Origin of the sequence: Nakamurella sp. A5-74, assembly GCF_040438885.1 — a bacterium.
GTDB lineage: Bacteria > Actinomycetota > Actinomycetes > Mycobacteriales > Nakamurellaceae > Nakamurella.
Genome location: NZ_CP159218.1, coordinates 1,677,116 through 1,691,659, shown reverse-complemented (window position 1 = coordinate 1,691,659; position 14,544 = coordinate 1,677,116). Strand labels below are relative to the sequence as shown.

Here is a 14,544-nt window from a genome sequence, read left to right as displayed (position 1 = left end):
AGACCCGCGGTCACTTGGTCGGCTTGAACCAGGCCGAGATACCGGTCTGCAGATCAGCGGACACCGTCGCGGCGTCCTTCTCGCCGAGCAACAGACTCTGCATGCCCTTGCCGAACACCTCACCGCCGCTGGGCGTGCCGTACCGGAAGTCGGCCAGCAGCAGGTACGGGGTGGGCGCCGCCTGGTAGTTGTCGGCCATCTGCTTGAGCAGCGGATCCGTGTAGGTGACGCCAGGAACCGCGGACAGCTGCTTGATCTCGTCGGCCACCATCTGGCCGAACTCCGGGGTCGCCATCCACTTCACCAACCCGAGCGAGGCGTCCTGTTTCGACGACTTGGTGTTCACGCCGAACGCGCCGTCGGCGTACCCGGGGGTGACGGCGCCGGCGGTCGGTGAGCCGTCCGGTGCCGGGACCTCGAACACACCCATCTTGAGGTCGGGGTTCTGCTTCTGGAAGTAGCCCAGCTCGAACGATCCGCCGGGGAACATCGCAGCGGTGCCGCCGGTGAACATCGCCTGGGCATCGGTGTACGCGACAGCAGTCGGGCTCTCCGGCATGTACTGCTCGAGCTTCTTGACGTCGTCGACCGACGCGACCCAGTCGGGGTCCCCGAAGGTCTTCGCGCCGCTCAGCACCGCCATCTGGAACGCGCTGCCACCGAACCGCGGGGTGGCCAACACCTGGTGCAGGATCGGCAGCGTCCAGTCGTCCTTGGCGCCCACCGCCAGCGGGGTCACGTCGGCCGCCTTCAACTTGTCCAGATCTGCGGTGAACTCGGCCCAGGTGGTGGGCGGAGCGCTGATCCCAGCCTTCGTGAACAGCTCCTGGTTGTAGTACATCTGCAGTGTCTGCACGGCCAGTGGGACGGCATAGATCTTGCCGTCGTCCTTGCCCTGCACGCTCTTGACGACGTTCGCGTCGAACTTCGACAGGTCCACCTTGCCGTCGAGATCGACGAGCGAGCCCGAGGCCACCGTCGGCTGCAGCTGACCGTAGCTGCGCACCTGGGCGACATCCGGGCCGTCGGCGCCCGCCAGACCGGTGGCCAGGATGGTGTTGTACTCGGTGCTCTTGAACGGCTTGAAGTCGACGGTGACGCCCGGATGCGCCTTCTCGTACACGTCGAAGATCTTCTGGTAGGCGTCCTTGTCCTCCACCCGCCACGACCACACCGTGATGGTGGCCGGGTCGGACGAGGAGCCGGCAGCGGCGGTCGAGCCCGAACCGGCGGTGTCGGGATCGCTGGACGGCGCACACCCGGCCACCAGCACTGCACTCGCGCCGACGGCCACCAGGCCGACGACACCTCGGGTCATCTTCATCGGGTGTCCTTCGCTCGTCGTTCGGCTGGCTCTCATGGTGCGGCTGGCTCTCATGGTGCGGCGGTGTCTCATCGTGCGCGGTGTCTCATCGTCGGGCGGTGTCTCATCGTGCAGGGGTGCCTGACGGTGCGGCGGGTCTGATCATCGTGCGGGCCGGTCCCCCTGCTCGGTCGCTCGACCGGCGGCCGGTTCGGGGCCTGGCTGCTTCCGCCAACGCGGCGGCAACCACCCCGTCGTGCCGCGCCAGCAGGTCGCGGGCGGTCTGGACGTCGATTCCGGCCAGCAGGTGCACCAGCGCCGGTTTGAGCTCGCCATCGGACATCGCCAGGGCGTCCCGGGCGACCTCGTCCGAGACTCCGGTGGCCTGCTGCAGGATGCGGACGACCCGACCTCGCAGCTTCGCGTTCGTCGCGAGCATGTCGACCATCAGGTTCGACCACGTCCGACCGAGCTTGATCATCAATGCGGTCGAGAAGGCGTTCAGCAGCAGCTTCTGCGCCGTCCCCGCCTTCATCCGGGTGGACCCGGTGATCACTTCGGGGCCGGTGTCCGCGGCCAGCAGGTAGTCGGCCGACGAAGCGAGCTCGGCCTGCGGATGGGAGGTGATCAGGGCCGTCAGAGCGCCGACCTCACGCGCCACCGCGAGGGCGCCACCGACGAACGGGGTCCGGCCGGAGGCGGTCAGGCCGATGGCGATGTCCTGCTCACGCAGGGCGGAGGCCTCGCTGCGGCCCAATTCGACGCTGTCCTCGACGTTCTCGGCCGCGGTGATCAGCGCACTGGCGCCACCGGCGTGGTGGGCGATCACCAGACCCGGCGGAACATTGAAGGTCGGGAGCAGTTCGGCGGCGTCGATGACGGCCAGTCGTCCGGAGGTACCGGCCCCGAAGTAGTGCACCCGGCCTCCGGCGCGCATTCGCTGCACGGCTTCGTCGACGAGCCCGGCCAGCTGCGGCAGGGCAGCTGCGACGGCACCGGCAACCTGGGCATCCTGGTCGTTGATCAGCTGGACGACCTCGAGTGTCGACATCTTGTCGATCTCCAGGGAGGCAGGGAGTCGTTCCTCCGTCGGCGCGCTCACCGAGACGTCATCTGGCATAGGGAGAAGTTACTTTCCAACGACGCTCAGGTCAACGCGGTGAAGAAATTACCGAGGAGTATGCACCGAGCTGGTACCACTCGGCTGCTGGACCGGCACCGTCGTGCGGACTCAGGACTGGTGGTGGGATGCCACCGACTCCCTGGTCTCGGCGATGGCCTCCAGGACCCGATCGATGTCCTGCTGGGCAACTGCGATGTACAGACAGTCGACCACGGTCAGCGCGGCAATCCGGCTCGCGGTCGCACCCGACCGGAGCTTGGTCTCGCGGGCCGCGGTGGTGAGCGTGATGTCGACCGCCTTGGCGAGCGCGGACATCGGGAAGTTGGTGATCGCGATCGTGGTGGCCCCGCGCTGCCGGGCGGCTCGCATCACCTCGACCGTCTCGGTGGTCGTTCCGCTGTGCGAGATCCCGATCGCCACGTCTCCGGTACCGAGCAGGGTGACGCCGGTCAGGGCGACGTGGGGGTCCGCGGTGGCCGAGACGTGGATGCCGATGCGGTAGAGCTTCTGCTGCAGGTCGCCGCCCACCAGGTTGCTCGCCGCGATGCCGTAGATCTCCACCCGACCGGCTGCGGCGACCGCCTGCGCCGCCGCGGTCAGCGCACCGCGATCCAGTTGACCTGCTGTCTCCTCCACCGCCGAGGAGTCGATGTAGGCGATCTTGGCGATGATGTCGTCGATCGAGTCGTCGGCACTGATGTCGGACGCCGGGGCCTTGCGGATCCGCTGGGGCGCCGACTCCTCGGCCAGCGCCAGCCGGAGCGACGGGTAGCCCGGCAGACCGAGCCGACGACAGAAGCGCAGGACGGTGGTCTCCGACGTGCTGGCCGCGGTAGCGAGTTCACTGATGGTCAGATTCGCCGCCGCCCGCGGGTTGTGCAGCACCTTCTCGGCCACCCGGTCCTCGGCCGGCGAGAGCGTCGGCCGGAGCCCCCGCAGTCGCACGAGCAACGAGTGCTCCATGCCATCCGCTGGCTCGGCCGGCGCGGACTTGGCCACCTTGCGCGACCGGGCAGCACTGCCGGCGGGATTCTTCTGCGTGGATCGCGTGCGCACCATGGTCATACCGTAGTCATCCAGCGGATACTTTTCGCAGAGAACCGGCACCGCGGCACGGAATGTCGCCAGCTCAGGGCAGGTCCGGCTCGATCGACACCGGAGTTCCGGCCCGAACGGTCACCGCGTCCCCGAACCCGTCCCGAGGGGCCGACGACGGAAGTGGCGGCGGTCACCGGTCGGGAGTGCCAAACCCGGGAACGACAGAACCGCCACCCGATCCGGGCGGCGGTTCTGTCACTTCACATGGTAGCGGGGACAGGATTCGAACCTGCGACCTCTGGGTTATGAGCCCAGCGAGCTACCGAGCTGCTCCACCCCGCGTCGTATCTCCACTGTATCAAGTCCTTGCAGCAGAACCCAAATCGTGGAGACACCCGGCATCAGCCGGTGCTGCTGCTCGGCGCCGAGGTGATCGGTGTCGAGGACGGAAGACCGCTGGAGGTGACTCCGAGGTAGGCCGTCACTGCGGCCTCGAGCCGCTTGTTGGCGGCGCCGATCAGTTCCTGGTCCCCGGTCTTCTTGGCCAGTTCGAGGTTCAGATAGGCGGCCTGCAGCGCAGCGCGGGCACCCGCTTCGTTCGACGGCGGTACGACGGATCCGCTCGTGACCGACGGCTGACCACCCGACTGCGTGCTCGATGGCGCGCCGCTCGACGGCGACCCGTCCGGGTTCGTCCCCGAGGTGTCCGGCGGCTGGGCCTTCACCAGTGCCTCGGCCAGTGTCGAGCCGACACCGACCAGACCGCGGTACCAGACAAGCACCCTGTTCAGCTGGGGGAACTGCGCCGTGGAAGCGCCGCCCTGGATGTAGAACGGCTCCACGTACAGCAGACCGTTGTTCACCGGAAGCGTGAGCAGATTTCCGAACAGCACCTTGGTGCCACCTGGCTGTTGGGACAGGGTGACCAACTGACTGATCTCCTGAGTGGTCCGGAAGTAGTTCTGGACCTGAGCAGGGCCGGGCGTCTGGGTGTTCGTGGGTAGCTGCAGCACGGTGATCTTGCCGTAGGTCTCCGGGTCCGAGGACGCAGCCATGTAGGAAGCCATGAACTCCCGGGCAAAGCCGGTCATGACGCTCGTGAGCGCAAACCCCGACGACCCTTCGCCGGGCAGCTTGACCTGCAAGTAGTAGGGCGGCTGCGCCAGGGTCGTGTCGCTGGTCGGATCGCCCGGCACCTTCCAGAAGCCCGAGTTGTTGAAGAAACTCACGGGATCACTCACGTTGTACTTGGTGATCAATCCACGCTGGACTTCGAAGAGGTCCTCCGGATACCGGAAGTGCGCTCGCAGATCTGGCGAGATGTCGCTCTGCGGTTTGACGATCCCCGGGAAGACCCCTTTCCACGCCTCGAGCAGCGGGTCCGCGTCGTCCACCTGGTAGAGGGTGACCGTTCCGTCGTAGGCGTCGACCGTCGCCTTCACCGAGTTGCGGATGTAGGAGATCGGCTTGTTCACCTGCGCCTCGGCGCCTCGACTCTGCGACGAGTTCGTGGTCGCGTCGCCGAGCAGGACGTTCTGCGAGTACGGATAGTTCTCGGCCGTGGTGTAGGCATCGACGATCCAGACGATCCGTCCGTCCACGACCGCCGGGTACGGCTTGGTGTCGGTGGTCAGGAACGGTGCGGCCTTCTCCACCCGGGTGCGGGGGTCCCGGTTGTACAGGATCTTCGAATTGTCGTTGATGCCGGAGGAGAACAGGAAGTTCATCTCGCTGTAGTTGGTGGCGAAGACCAAACGCTGGAACAGGTTTCCGAGCGAGACACCACCAGAGCCCTGGTATGTGTAGGTGCTGCTGTCCGTCTCGAGTTCCCTGGCGGGATCGCCGGCCGCCGAGCCCACGATGGAGTAGTCGGTGGTCAACTGGCCGTAGTAGATCCGGGGTTCGGAGATCGGCACGAAGCCAGCCGGCTTGGAGACCTCGGAGATCCTGTAGTTCGGTACACCGTTCACGACCTCGTTGGCGGGCGCCGCGACGAACCCGTCACCGTGGGTGTACACCAGGTGTCGCTGGATCCAGTCCTGCTGGTTGGCAGACAGACCGGCGGTGTTGAGCTCGCGCAGAGCCACCAGGAAGTCGCCGGTCTTGCCGCCGATCGTGTAGCGATCGACGGACAGCTGCGAAGCGAAGCCGTACCAGTTCTTGAGTTGCTGGTTCTGGGTGAAGGTCGGGGACAGGATGTTCGGATCGAGCAGCCGGGCGTTCGGCACCGTGTCGGTGTCTTTGACGATGTCGGTCTTGTCGCCCGCAGTCTCGCCCTGGTAGGGGACGTAGGTCACCTTGTCGTCACCGATCCCGAACGCCGTCCGGGTGGCATCGAGGTTCTTGCTGATGTACGCGGGCTCGCGGGTGTTGGCGTTGGGCTTGACGACGACCTGCTGCAGGATCAGCGGCCACAGGCCACCGATCAGCACGCTGGAGAGCACCAGCAACGCGACCGCGAGGGCCGGCAGCTTCACCGAACGCAGGATCGCGCCGACGATGAAGCCGACCGCGCAGATGGCCGCGATCACCATCAGGATGATCTTGGCCGGCAGCACCGCATTGACGTCCGTGTAGCTTGCGCCGGTGAAGATGGCGCTGCGGTCGGAGAACAGCAGGTTGTACCGATCGAACCAGTACTGCACCGCCTTGATCAGCACGAAGAAACCGACCAGCAGCGACAGCTGCAGCGTGGCCGCCGAGGTCACCTTGCGACCGGCGCCCTGGGTGCGCAGCCCGCCGAAGAGGTACTGCACGACGGCGACGATCACCGCACAGATCGCGGTGATGACGAACAGCCAGCCCAGCACCATCTGGATCAGCGGTAGCCGGAAGACGTAGAAACCGATGTCGTGCCCGAACTGCGGGTCCGCCTTGCCGAAGTTCCCGCCGTGCAGGAACAGCTGCACGGTCTGCCAGTTGCCCTGCGCCGAGATTCCGCTGATCAGCCCGATCAGTACCGCTGCGACGATCGCGATCAGCCGGGGACGGGAGGAGATGATGATGCGGTACGGAGCCAGCGGATCCTGCTCGTTCGTCGACGGCACGAAGACCGGACGCGAACGGTAGGCGACCACCATCGCCCCCAGCACCAGGCCGGCCGCGACAGCGCCGACGACGAGGAACAGCACGATCCTCGTCAGCGCCTGGGTGGTGAAGACCTCTCGGAAGCCGACCTCACCGAACCACAGGAAGTCGACGTAGACGCTCACGAACTGGAACCACAGAATGGCCAACACGACCAAGGCGACGATTGCTGTCAAGACCCGCTTCGCACGTCTGGACATCGTCGGGATACCCATACCTGGACGCATGCCCACGCTGAAAGCTCCTCATGTCGCACTCCGGTCCGCCACCGCCACCGGGCGCGGATCGACCGGCGCGGCCACAGCCGGTCATGCTGACAACTCTACGGACGCCGCCGAGGTTCCCCGACCGGGCGCCGGAGGTTCCACGACCGTGAGCCAGCGGTTCCACGACCGTGCGCCCCGGTCGTGACACCACCCCGGCAGTGGGCGGAGACGTGCGACGATCTCCGGGATGAACGACTCCCCCGCAGCCGCCGATTTCCTCGAGAATCCCGACCTCGCCGCCGCCGTCGCCGAGGTCGAGGCCTTTGCCGGTGAGGCCGGCTGGGACCAACCGCCGCGGCTGTTCGCGTTGGTCCCCACCGGTGAGCTGCTCGCGGCCGACCCGAGCCTGGCCGGCCAGCTGGATCCGGCGTCCAGGTTCACCCCGATCGCCCAGGACGAGTTCCTGGCCGGCGACCTGCAGGAGTCGCTGGCCGGCATCGGCTGGCCGGAGGCGGTGGCCGGCTGCGTGCTCGTCCGCGAGATCCTCGTCCTGCCGCCGGACGCGGCGGCGTCGGTCGGCGACGACCCCGATGCCGCAGCGGTGCACCCGGACCGGGTCGAGGCACGCCTCGCGGCCGGTGTGCTGCGGGGTGCGAGCGGCGGCGCCTGTCTGATGCGGCTGCGGACCGAGTCTGCCGAGCTGCTGCGGGGTGCCGACCTGGCGCCCGGCCTGGTGCAGGCGCTGGCCGGGACATTCGACTGACGGCCCCGCCGCGGCTCAGCAGCCGGTGGTCGGCCCGCCGGCGGCGATCTGCTGCAGGGCGGTCATCGCGTCATCGACGGTGGACACCTTCACCAGGGTGAGACCGGCGGGGATGTCCGTCACGGCCTCGGAACAGTTCGCCGCGGGCACCAGGAAGAACTGGGCGCCCTGGTCGCGGGCTGCGATCAGCTTGAGGGTGATCCCGCCGATCGGCCCGACCGCGCTGGGCTTCGTCGGATCGGTGGTGTCCGGGTTGATGGTGCCGGTGCCCGCGATGAAATGGCCGGAGGCGAGATCGCCGGCGGTCAGCTTGTCGATGATGCCGAGGGTGAACATCAGTCCTGCGCTGGGTCCACCGATCCGGTCCAGTGAGATGGAGATGGTGAAGTCGGCGATCGGGCGATCCGTCGGCACCGTCCCCAGGTAGCCCTGCTTCCCGGAGTCTGGTCGGGTTCCCAACGTCACCTGCACGGTCGTCGGTTTCCCGTCCCGCACCACGGCGACCTCGACCTGCTGGCCGGGCTTCGTCGGCAGGATGGCCTTCAGCAACGAGGCGCGATCCGTAACGGCCGTTCCGCCGAAGCTGGTGATCCGGTCGTTGGGCTGCAGCTTGCCGACGCTCGGCGAATCCGTGGGGATGTCCCCGACGTAGACGACCTCGGGATACTTGAGGTAGCGCAGTGCGGAGATCTCCGCGGCCGACTGGGATTCCTGGAACAGCTCGGCGTTCTGCTGGTTGACCTGCTCCACGGACTTGTCGGGCGGGAACTGGTCCTCCCGGGGGACCAGAGCCGAGTCGCCGTTCGCCCACAGGCCGAGTGCTGCGAACAGTGGGAGCCCGTCGGTCACCGAGATGGTGGTCATGTTGAGGTGGGAGGCGCCAGGGATCTCCTCGGCGGCCGAGCTCGGGACTCCCTTGCCGGAGAAGGAGATCACCTCGGTGCCGCCGACCGCCCCCAGGGTGTTGTAGGTGACGCCGGGTCCCAGCGCCACGTAGGGCACCGGGATCGCTGCGGCGGCCACGACGAGCACGCCACCGAGCACGCCGCCGGTCAGCAGGACCTTTCCGCGCTGCGAGAGCCGGGAGTACCAAGTCACCTACATGACTGTAGGTGCTTCCCGATCCCGGCCCGCTGTTCACCCTGCGCGATCACAGCGGATTCCTGCGATCTCCACCGCCGGGGAGCCGCCGCGACTGCGTACCGTGGAAGCATGACGAACCCTCCTTTCGGCTTCGGCTTCGGCAACGGGAACGATCCTGACGACGAGTCGCAGCGTGACTCCGCGGGCGGTTCCGGCGGCCAGGTACCCGGTTTCGGGTTCGGCGCCGGTGGCGATTTCGACCTGAGCCAGATGGGCAACATGCTCGCGCAGCTCGGTCAGATGATGTCCGAGGCGGGCAAGAGCACCGGACCGGTGAACTACGACATCGCCCGCAAGCTCGCCCAGCAGGCGCTGCCGGCCGAGCACCCGGCGAGTTCGGTCGACCTGCAGAAGATCCGCGAGTCGATGAAGCTCGCCGAGCTGTGGCTGGACGATGCGACCGTGTTCGGCATCGGGGTCACCACCGTCACCGCCTGGAACTCCCGTGAATGGGTCGACAAGACCCTGCCCACCTGGGAGCTGCTCTGCACGCCGATCGCCCAGCGGGTGACGAGCGCCTGGACCGACGCGCTGCCCGAGGAGGTGCGCGGTCAGGTGGGTCCGCTGCTGGGGATGCTGTCGTCGATGGGCGGCATGTCGTTCGGTACGCAACTCGGCCAGGGACTCGCCCAGCTCGCCGCCGAGGTGCTGACCTCCACCGACGTCGGACTGCCGCTCGGACCGGCCGGCACCGCGGCGCTGCTGCCACGGGCCATCGCCGAGTTCAGCCAGGACCTCGCCGTCGACGACGACCAGGTGCTGCTGTACCTGTCTGCACGGGAAGCGGCCCATCATCGGCTGTTCGCCGGGGTTCCGTGGCTGCGCGAGCGCATCCTGCAGCTGGTGGACACCTACGCCCGGGGCATCACCGTCGACTTCGGCGAAATGGAGAACCTGGCGGAGAAGTTCGACCCGTCGGACCCCGCGAAGATGCAGGAACTGCTGAGCGGGCAGGGCATCGGGGCCGGCATGTTCGAGCCGAAGATGTCCTCGGGTCAGCAGTCGGCCCTGCAGGACCTGGAGACGTTGTTGGCCCTCGTGGAGGGTTGGGTCGACGCGACCGTCGAGCATGCGGTCGGCGAGCGGTTGCCGGGTGCGGCCGCGCTGCAGGAGACGATGCGCCGACGGCGGGCGTCCGGTGGACCGAGCGAGCAGACCTTCGCCAACCTGATCGGACTCGAGCTGCGACCTCGTCGGCTGCGCGCCGCCAGTGAACTGTGGCGGGCCGTCGCGGCGGTCCGCGGCACTGAAGGCCGGGACGCACTCTGGGCCAGCGCCGATCTGTTGCCCACCGCGAGCGACCTGGATGATCCCGACGGCTTCGTCGAGCGGGACCGACAGTTCTCCGAACTGCTGGCCGGCCTGGACGACATCGGCGACCTGGGCGACCTGGGCTTCGAGGAGAAGAACGCCGCTCCGGACGACGAGATCTCCCACCCGGACGCGAAGCCTGACGCCCCCGACGACGACAACCCACCCCGCCCGGTCTGACCGGTCCGCAGGGTCTGACCGGTCCGCAGGGTCTGACCGGTCGCAGGGTCGCGGCCCGGCCTGCTCAGACGGAGCTGGACGGACGCCAGAGATCGATGCCGGTGTCGACGGCGTGCTGCTCGATGACAGTGAGCTCGTCGGCGTCGAAGGTGAGATTGTCGAGCGCGCCGAGGTTGTCCACCAGTTGATCGACCGAGCTCGCCCCGACGAGCACGCTGGTGACCCGTGTGTCGCGCAGAGCCCACGCCAACGCCAGCTGCGCCAGGCTCTGGCCACGGTCGGCAGCGATGGCGTTCAGCGCCCTGATGTGGCCGAGGGCGTCCTCGGTCAGCAGGTCTGTCGACAGGGAGCCCTGGCGCGCGGCGCGGGATCCTTCCGGGACACCGTCGAGATAGCGGTCGGTCAGCATGCCCTGCGCGAGGGGCGAGAACGCGATGCAGCCGATCCCGTTGTCCCCCAACACATCCAGCAGCCCCCCTTCGATCCAGCGGTTGAGCATCGAGTACGACGGCTGGTGGATCAGCAGCGGCGTACCCAGCTCGGCGAGGATCTGTGCCGCCTCGACGGTGCGCTCCGGGGAGTAGGAGGAGATGCCCGCGTACAACGCCCGACCGGACTGGACGGCGGTGTGCAAGGCCCCCATCGTCTCCTCGAGCGGCGTCTCGGGGTCGGCTCGGTGGTGATAGAAGATGTCGACGTGGTCGAGGCGCATCCGGCGCAGCGAATCGTCCAGCGAGTTGAGCAGGTACTTACGGGATCCCCAGTTGCCGTACGGGCCCGGCCACATGTCGTAGCCGGCCTTGGTCGAGATCACCAGCTCGTTGCGGTAGGGAGCGAAGTCCTCGACGAAGATGCGCCCGAAGTTGGTCTCCGCGGTGCCGTAGGGCGGGCCGTAGTTGTTGGCCAGATCGAAGTGGGTGACCCCGCGATCGAACGCGGCGCGCAGGATCGCCCGCTGGTCCTCGAGCGGGTTGACGTCGCCGAAGTTCTGCCACAGTCCCAGGGACACGGCGGGCAGCAGGAGCCCGCTGCGGCCCGTCCGGCGGTAGCTCATCGGCGGGTGCTCGGTGGGTTCGTAACGGGCGGTGTCGGCCAGGAAGGTCATGCCAGCATCGTGCCACCCGCATGTGACAGGCCGTACCGGACCGTGGCTCCGATCGAACCGCCGGGCGCGGGTTGCGGCGTGCAGCCGTGCTCAGCCTGTAGCGTGAGCGGCGATTCCGGGCGGCAACCCAGAACCGACCCGAATCCCCACGTCGTGGGGATCAGACGAAAGGAAGATCCATGGCCGAGACCTACAACGGCTACTGCGTGAAGTGCAAGGAGAAGCGCGATTTCGACGGCGAGGTCCACGAGACCAACGGCCGTCGGATGGCGAAGGGCATCTGTCCCGTCTGCGGCACGAAGATGAACCGCATCCTGGGCAAGGCCTGATCCTCGCGGCGCGCTGAACATCCGGCGCACGCGCAGCGAACAACCCCCACGGCGCCGTCTCCCCTCGCGGGAGGCGGTGCCGTGTGTCGTCTCCCGGACCAGCAGTGCCCCGGTCGGGACGCGACGGAGGACGACCGGTCCGGTGGACAACTGCCTTGTGGACGATCGCTGTGTGGACAACTGATGGTCCCCGCCGGCCTGGGCTGCCACCCTCGTGGCAGAACACCGTGACGGCCCCGGGAGGCAATGATGACGGATCCCGGCGAGCGCCCGCCCGCGCCGGCGAAGTGGAGATCGCCGAAAGGTGCGGTCATCGCGCCGGTCGCAGCGGGCACGCTCCCTCGCTACCGCCTCGGCACCGGAATCCGGCTCATCCCCCGCGGTGCCGACCTGCAGATCGGCACCGCCGCCGGCCGACGGTTGCTGCTCGCCGACGCGCCGCCGCGCGCGGCCCGGATCCTGCAGGAGCTGGACGGGACACACTCGGCCGATCATCTGCTCACCGGCGCCGATGACCGCCGGTGGTGGTACAGCACCTTCCGACAGCTGTACCTGGCCGGGATCCTGCACGGCGACGACCGGGCACCGCAGGTGGGTCCCGGGCTGGTCGACGAACGCATCGATCTCACCCACCGGCACGGTGCCGACGCCGCAGACCTGGCTCTCGGACGGCGCTGCGATGCGATCGTCGAGATCCGCGGTGCCGGTCGGATCGCCGGCCTGGTCGCCGGACTGCTGGTCGCCGCAGGGATCGGCCAGGTGCAGCTCACCAAGAACCGTCCCGCGCGGGCGTCCGACACACTCGTGGCGGTCGAACCCGGCCGCGCCTCGGAGCCGGCGGGGAATCCACCCTCGACGGACGGCGCGGGTCTGCTGACCACCTCCGCGTCCTCCCCCGCCCAGCTGCGGCCGACGGTCGTGGTGCTGGCCGGCGACGCGGCGGCCGAGTACACCGATGCCCGGGACCTCATGACGGCCCGCGTCCCCCACCTGGCGCTCGGGGCCGCGGACGGCCGCGCGGTGGTCGGTCCACTGGTGCTCCCCGGTCGATCCAGCTGCCTGTGGTGTCTCGACCTGTGGCGGGCCGATCGCGATCCCGACTGGGCGACGCTGCGCCTGGCGACGTCGAGTGCACCCGGTGTCCCGTCTGCGGTGCTCGCCGCGGGTGCTGCCGCGCTGGGCACCGCCGAGGTGCTGCACGTGGTGGAGGGGATCCGTCACCCGCTGACCGTCGACGGCACGCTCGAGTGGGATGCCGCAACGCTGCCGCGACGTCGGACCTGGCAACCACATCCGGAGTGCGGCTGCACCGATCGTCCCTGATGGAGGAGGGTGGGCTCGAGCAGCTCCCCCTGTCCGTCGGACCGACCTGACACAATGAGCTCGTGTCGGACATCCCCAAAGGCGCTTTCGGACGGACGGCCAAGCTGGCCGGTCTGCCGATCTCTGCTGCGGGCAGGATGACGCTCGGCTGGGGGCAGAAGTTGTTCGGCGCCGACCGCGACGAGGTCAGCGCCGGAGTGCAGCGCCGGACCGCTGAGCAGCTGTTCGAGGTTCTCGGGTCGCTCAAGGGCGGCGCGATGAAGTTCGGGCAGGCACTGTCGGTCTACGAGGCCGCCATTCCCGACGAGTACGCCGAGCCGTACCGGGAAGCCCTCACCAAGCTGCAGAAGGACGCACCGCCGATGCCGACGGCGCAGGTCCACCGGGTGCTCGACGAGCAGCTCGGCACCACCTGGCGCTCCCGGTTCGCCGAGTTCGACGACACCGCCACCGCAGCGGCCAGCGTCGGGCAGGTGCACCGCGCGGTCTGGAAGGACGGTCGCGAGGTCGCCGTCAAGATCCAGTACCCGCGCGCGGAGGCCGCGCTCCGCGCCGATCTCGGCCAGCTCGCCAGGATCGCGCCGCTGTTCGGGATGCTCCTTCCGGGGATCGCGATCAAGCCGCTCATCGCCGAACTGCGCGAGCGCATCTTGGAGGAGCTGGACTACCCGGCCGAGGCGGACAACCAGCGCGCCTTCGCGGCCGGCTACGCGGACGACCCGCGGTTCCGGATCCCGCGGGTGGTGGCCAGCGCTCCGAAGGTGTTGGTGTCCGAGTGGATCGACGGGGTGCCGATGAGCGCCGTGATCGCCTCCGGCACCACCGAGCAGCGTGATCTGTGTGGCGAGTTGTTGACCGAACTGCACTTCAGCTCCCCCGAGATGGTCGGTCTGCTGCACGCCGACCCACATCCGGGCAACTACCTGCTCACGGCCGACGACCGGCTGGGCGTCATCGACTTCGGCTCGGTCGCTCGCCTTCCGGACGGCTCTCCGCCGATCATCGGGGAGATCTCCCGGCTCGCCATCGACGAGCGCGCCGAGGACGTCGAGCGGTTGTTGCGGCTCGAGGGGTTCATCCCAGCGGCCTACCAACCCGATCCGGTGATGTTGATGAACTACGTCGCGCCGTTCATCGAGCCGCTGCGGCACGAACGCTTCCACTTCACCCGCGGCTGGATGCAGGAGCGGTTCGCGGTGATGTCCGACATCTCGAGTGCCGAGTCCAAGATGGCCCGGAACCTCAACCTGCCCCCGCACTACCTCATGGTGTACCGGGTGACGTTCGGGTCGATCGGGGTCCTCTGTCAGCTGGACGCGACTGCTCCGTTCAAGACCATCGTGGAGCACTGGCAGCCGGGCTTCGCCTGACCGGTCGGTGGCCGGCCGAGGGTCCCGCGGGTCGGCACGGTCACCACCAGTCGTGCGGCAGCTTCGCCTCGACAGCACGCAGGTTGTCCCGGGAACACCGATCGCAGTAGTGCAGCGTCCCCGTGCCGGCGTCGAACTCGGTCGACCACGTCATCGGCACCGGGTCCGCGTGCGTTCCGCAGAGCGCGCACGAAACCTGGGGCGTTGGACCGCCCACCTCCGGATCGATCATGCGAGCCACCGTAGCGCCGCTGCACGCGCAC

Annotated in this window: 12 protein-coding genes and 1 tRNA gene; 5 read left to right on the top strand and 8 right to left on the bottom strand. The window is 68.2% G+C overall.

All coding sequences use genetic code 11. From position 1 onward, the window contains the following. Nucleotides 1–10: 10 nt before the first annotated feature. The 5 genes from ABLG96_RS07725 to ABLG96_RS07705 form a co-directional block, all read right to left on the bottom strand. Complete coding sequence (locus tag ABLG96_RS07725; protein ID WP_353650783.1) at nt 11–1,324, bottom strand: extracellular solute-binding protein; 1,314 nt, start codon at nt 1,322–1,324, stop codon at nt 11–13. Between the two features lie 103 nt (nt 1,325–1,427). After that, on the bottom strand, nt 1,428–2,423 hold the full coding sequence (murQ, locus tag ABLG96_RS07720) for an N-acetylmuramic acid 6-phosphate etherase (protein WP_353650782.1): 996 nt from the start codon (nt 2,421–2,423) through the stop codon (nt 1,428–1,430). A 111-nt stretch (nt 2,424–2,534) separates the two neighbouring features. Next, on the bottom strand, nt 2,535–3,485 hold the full coding sequence (locus ABLG96_RS07715; protein ID WP_353650781.1) for a MurR/RpiR family transcriptional regulator: 951 nt from the start codon (nt 3,483–3,485) through the stop codon (nt 2,535–2,537). Nucleotides 3,486–3,729: 244 nt separating this feature from the next. Then, nucleotides 3,730–3,806: transfer RNA gene (locus ABLG96_RS07710), tRNA-Met, on the bottom strand. A gap of 59 nt (nt 3,807–3,865) precedes the next feature. Then, on the bottom strand, nt 3,866–6,784 hold the full coding sequence (locus ABLG96_RS07705; RefSeq protein ID WP_353650780.1) for a UPF0182 family protein: 2,919 nt from the start codon (nt 6,782–6,784) through the stop codon (nt 3,866–3,868). Nucleotides 6,785–7,004: 220 nt separating this feature from the next. On the opposite strand from ABLG96_RS07705, the gene ABLG96_RS07700 reads away from it, so the two are divergent. Beyond that, complete coding sequence (locus ABLG96_RS07700; protein WP_353650779.1) at nt 7,005–7,520, top strand: PPA1309 family protein; 516 nt, start codon at nt 7,005–7,007, stop codon at nt 7,518–7,520. 15 nt (nt 7,521–7,535) lie between these two features. On the opposite strand, the gene ABLG96_RS07695 is transcribed toward ABLG96_RS07700, so the two are convergent. Continuing rightward, nucleotides 7,536–8,618, bottom strand: coding sequence for a PDZ domain-containing protein (locus tag ABLG96_RS07695; protein ID WP_353650778.1), 1,083 nt, complete (start codon nt 8,616–8,618; stop codon nt 7,536–7,538). Nucleotides 8,619–8,732: 114 nt separating this feature from the next. On the opposite strand from ABLG96_RS07695, the gene ABLG96_RS07690 reads away from it, so the two are divergent. Next, the gene (locus tag ABLG96_RS07690; protein WP_353650777.1) at nt 8,733–10,154 is read left to right on the top strand and encodes a zinc-dependent metalloprotease; all 1,422 of its coding nucleotides are present in this window, start codon (nt 8,733–8,735) and stop codon (nt 10,152–10,154) included. Between the two features lie 64 nt (nt 10,155–10,218). On the opposite strand, the gene mgrA is transcribed toward ABLG96_RS07690, so the two are convergent. Beyond that, the gene (gene mgrA, locus ABLG96_RS07685; protein WP_353650776.1) at nt 10,219–11,259 is read right to left on the bottom strand and encodes an L-glyceraldehyde 3-phosphate reductase; all 1,041 of its coding nucleotides are present in this window, start codon (nt 11,257–11,259) and stop codon (nt 10,219–10,221) included. Between the two features lie 179 nt (nt 11,260–11,438). On the opposite strand from mgrA, the gene ABLG96_RS07680 reads away from it, so the two are divergent. From ABLG96_RS07680 to ABLG96_RS07670, 3 genes are all read left to right on the top strand, one after another. Next, nucleotides 11,439–11,588: a DUF5679 domain-containing protein gene (locus ABLG96_RS07680; protein WP_187091641.1), complete on the top strand. Its 150-nt coding sequence runs from the start codon at nt 11,439–11,441 to the stop codon at nt 11,586–11,588. A 249-nt stretch (nt 11,589–11,837) separates the two neighbouring features. Continuing rightward, entirely contained in the window at nt 11,838–12,911 is a 1,074-nt protein-coding gene (locus tag ABLG96_RS07675) for a hypothetical protein (protein ID WP_353650775.1), read from the top strand. Nucleotides 12,912–12,973: 62 nt separating this feature from the next. After that, nucleotides 12,974–14,281 carry an AarF/ABC1/UbiB kinase family protein gene (locus ABLG96_RS07670; RefSeq protein WP_353650774.1) on the top strand — a complete coding sequence of 436 codons (1,308 nt, stop codon included), beginning with the start codon at nt 12,974–12,976 and terminating at the stop codon, nt 14,279–14,281. Between the two features lie 40 nt (nt 14,282–14,321). Here ABLG96_RS07670 and ABLG96_RS07665 read toward each other — a convergent pair whose 3' ends face one another. Then, entirely contained in the window at nt 14,322–14,513 is a 192-nt protein-coding gene (locus ABLG96_RS07665; protein WP_353650773.1) for a hypothetical protein, read from the bottom strand. Between the last annotated feature and the right edge of the window lie 31 nt (nt 14,514–14,544).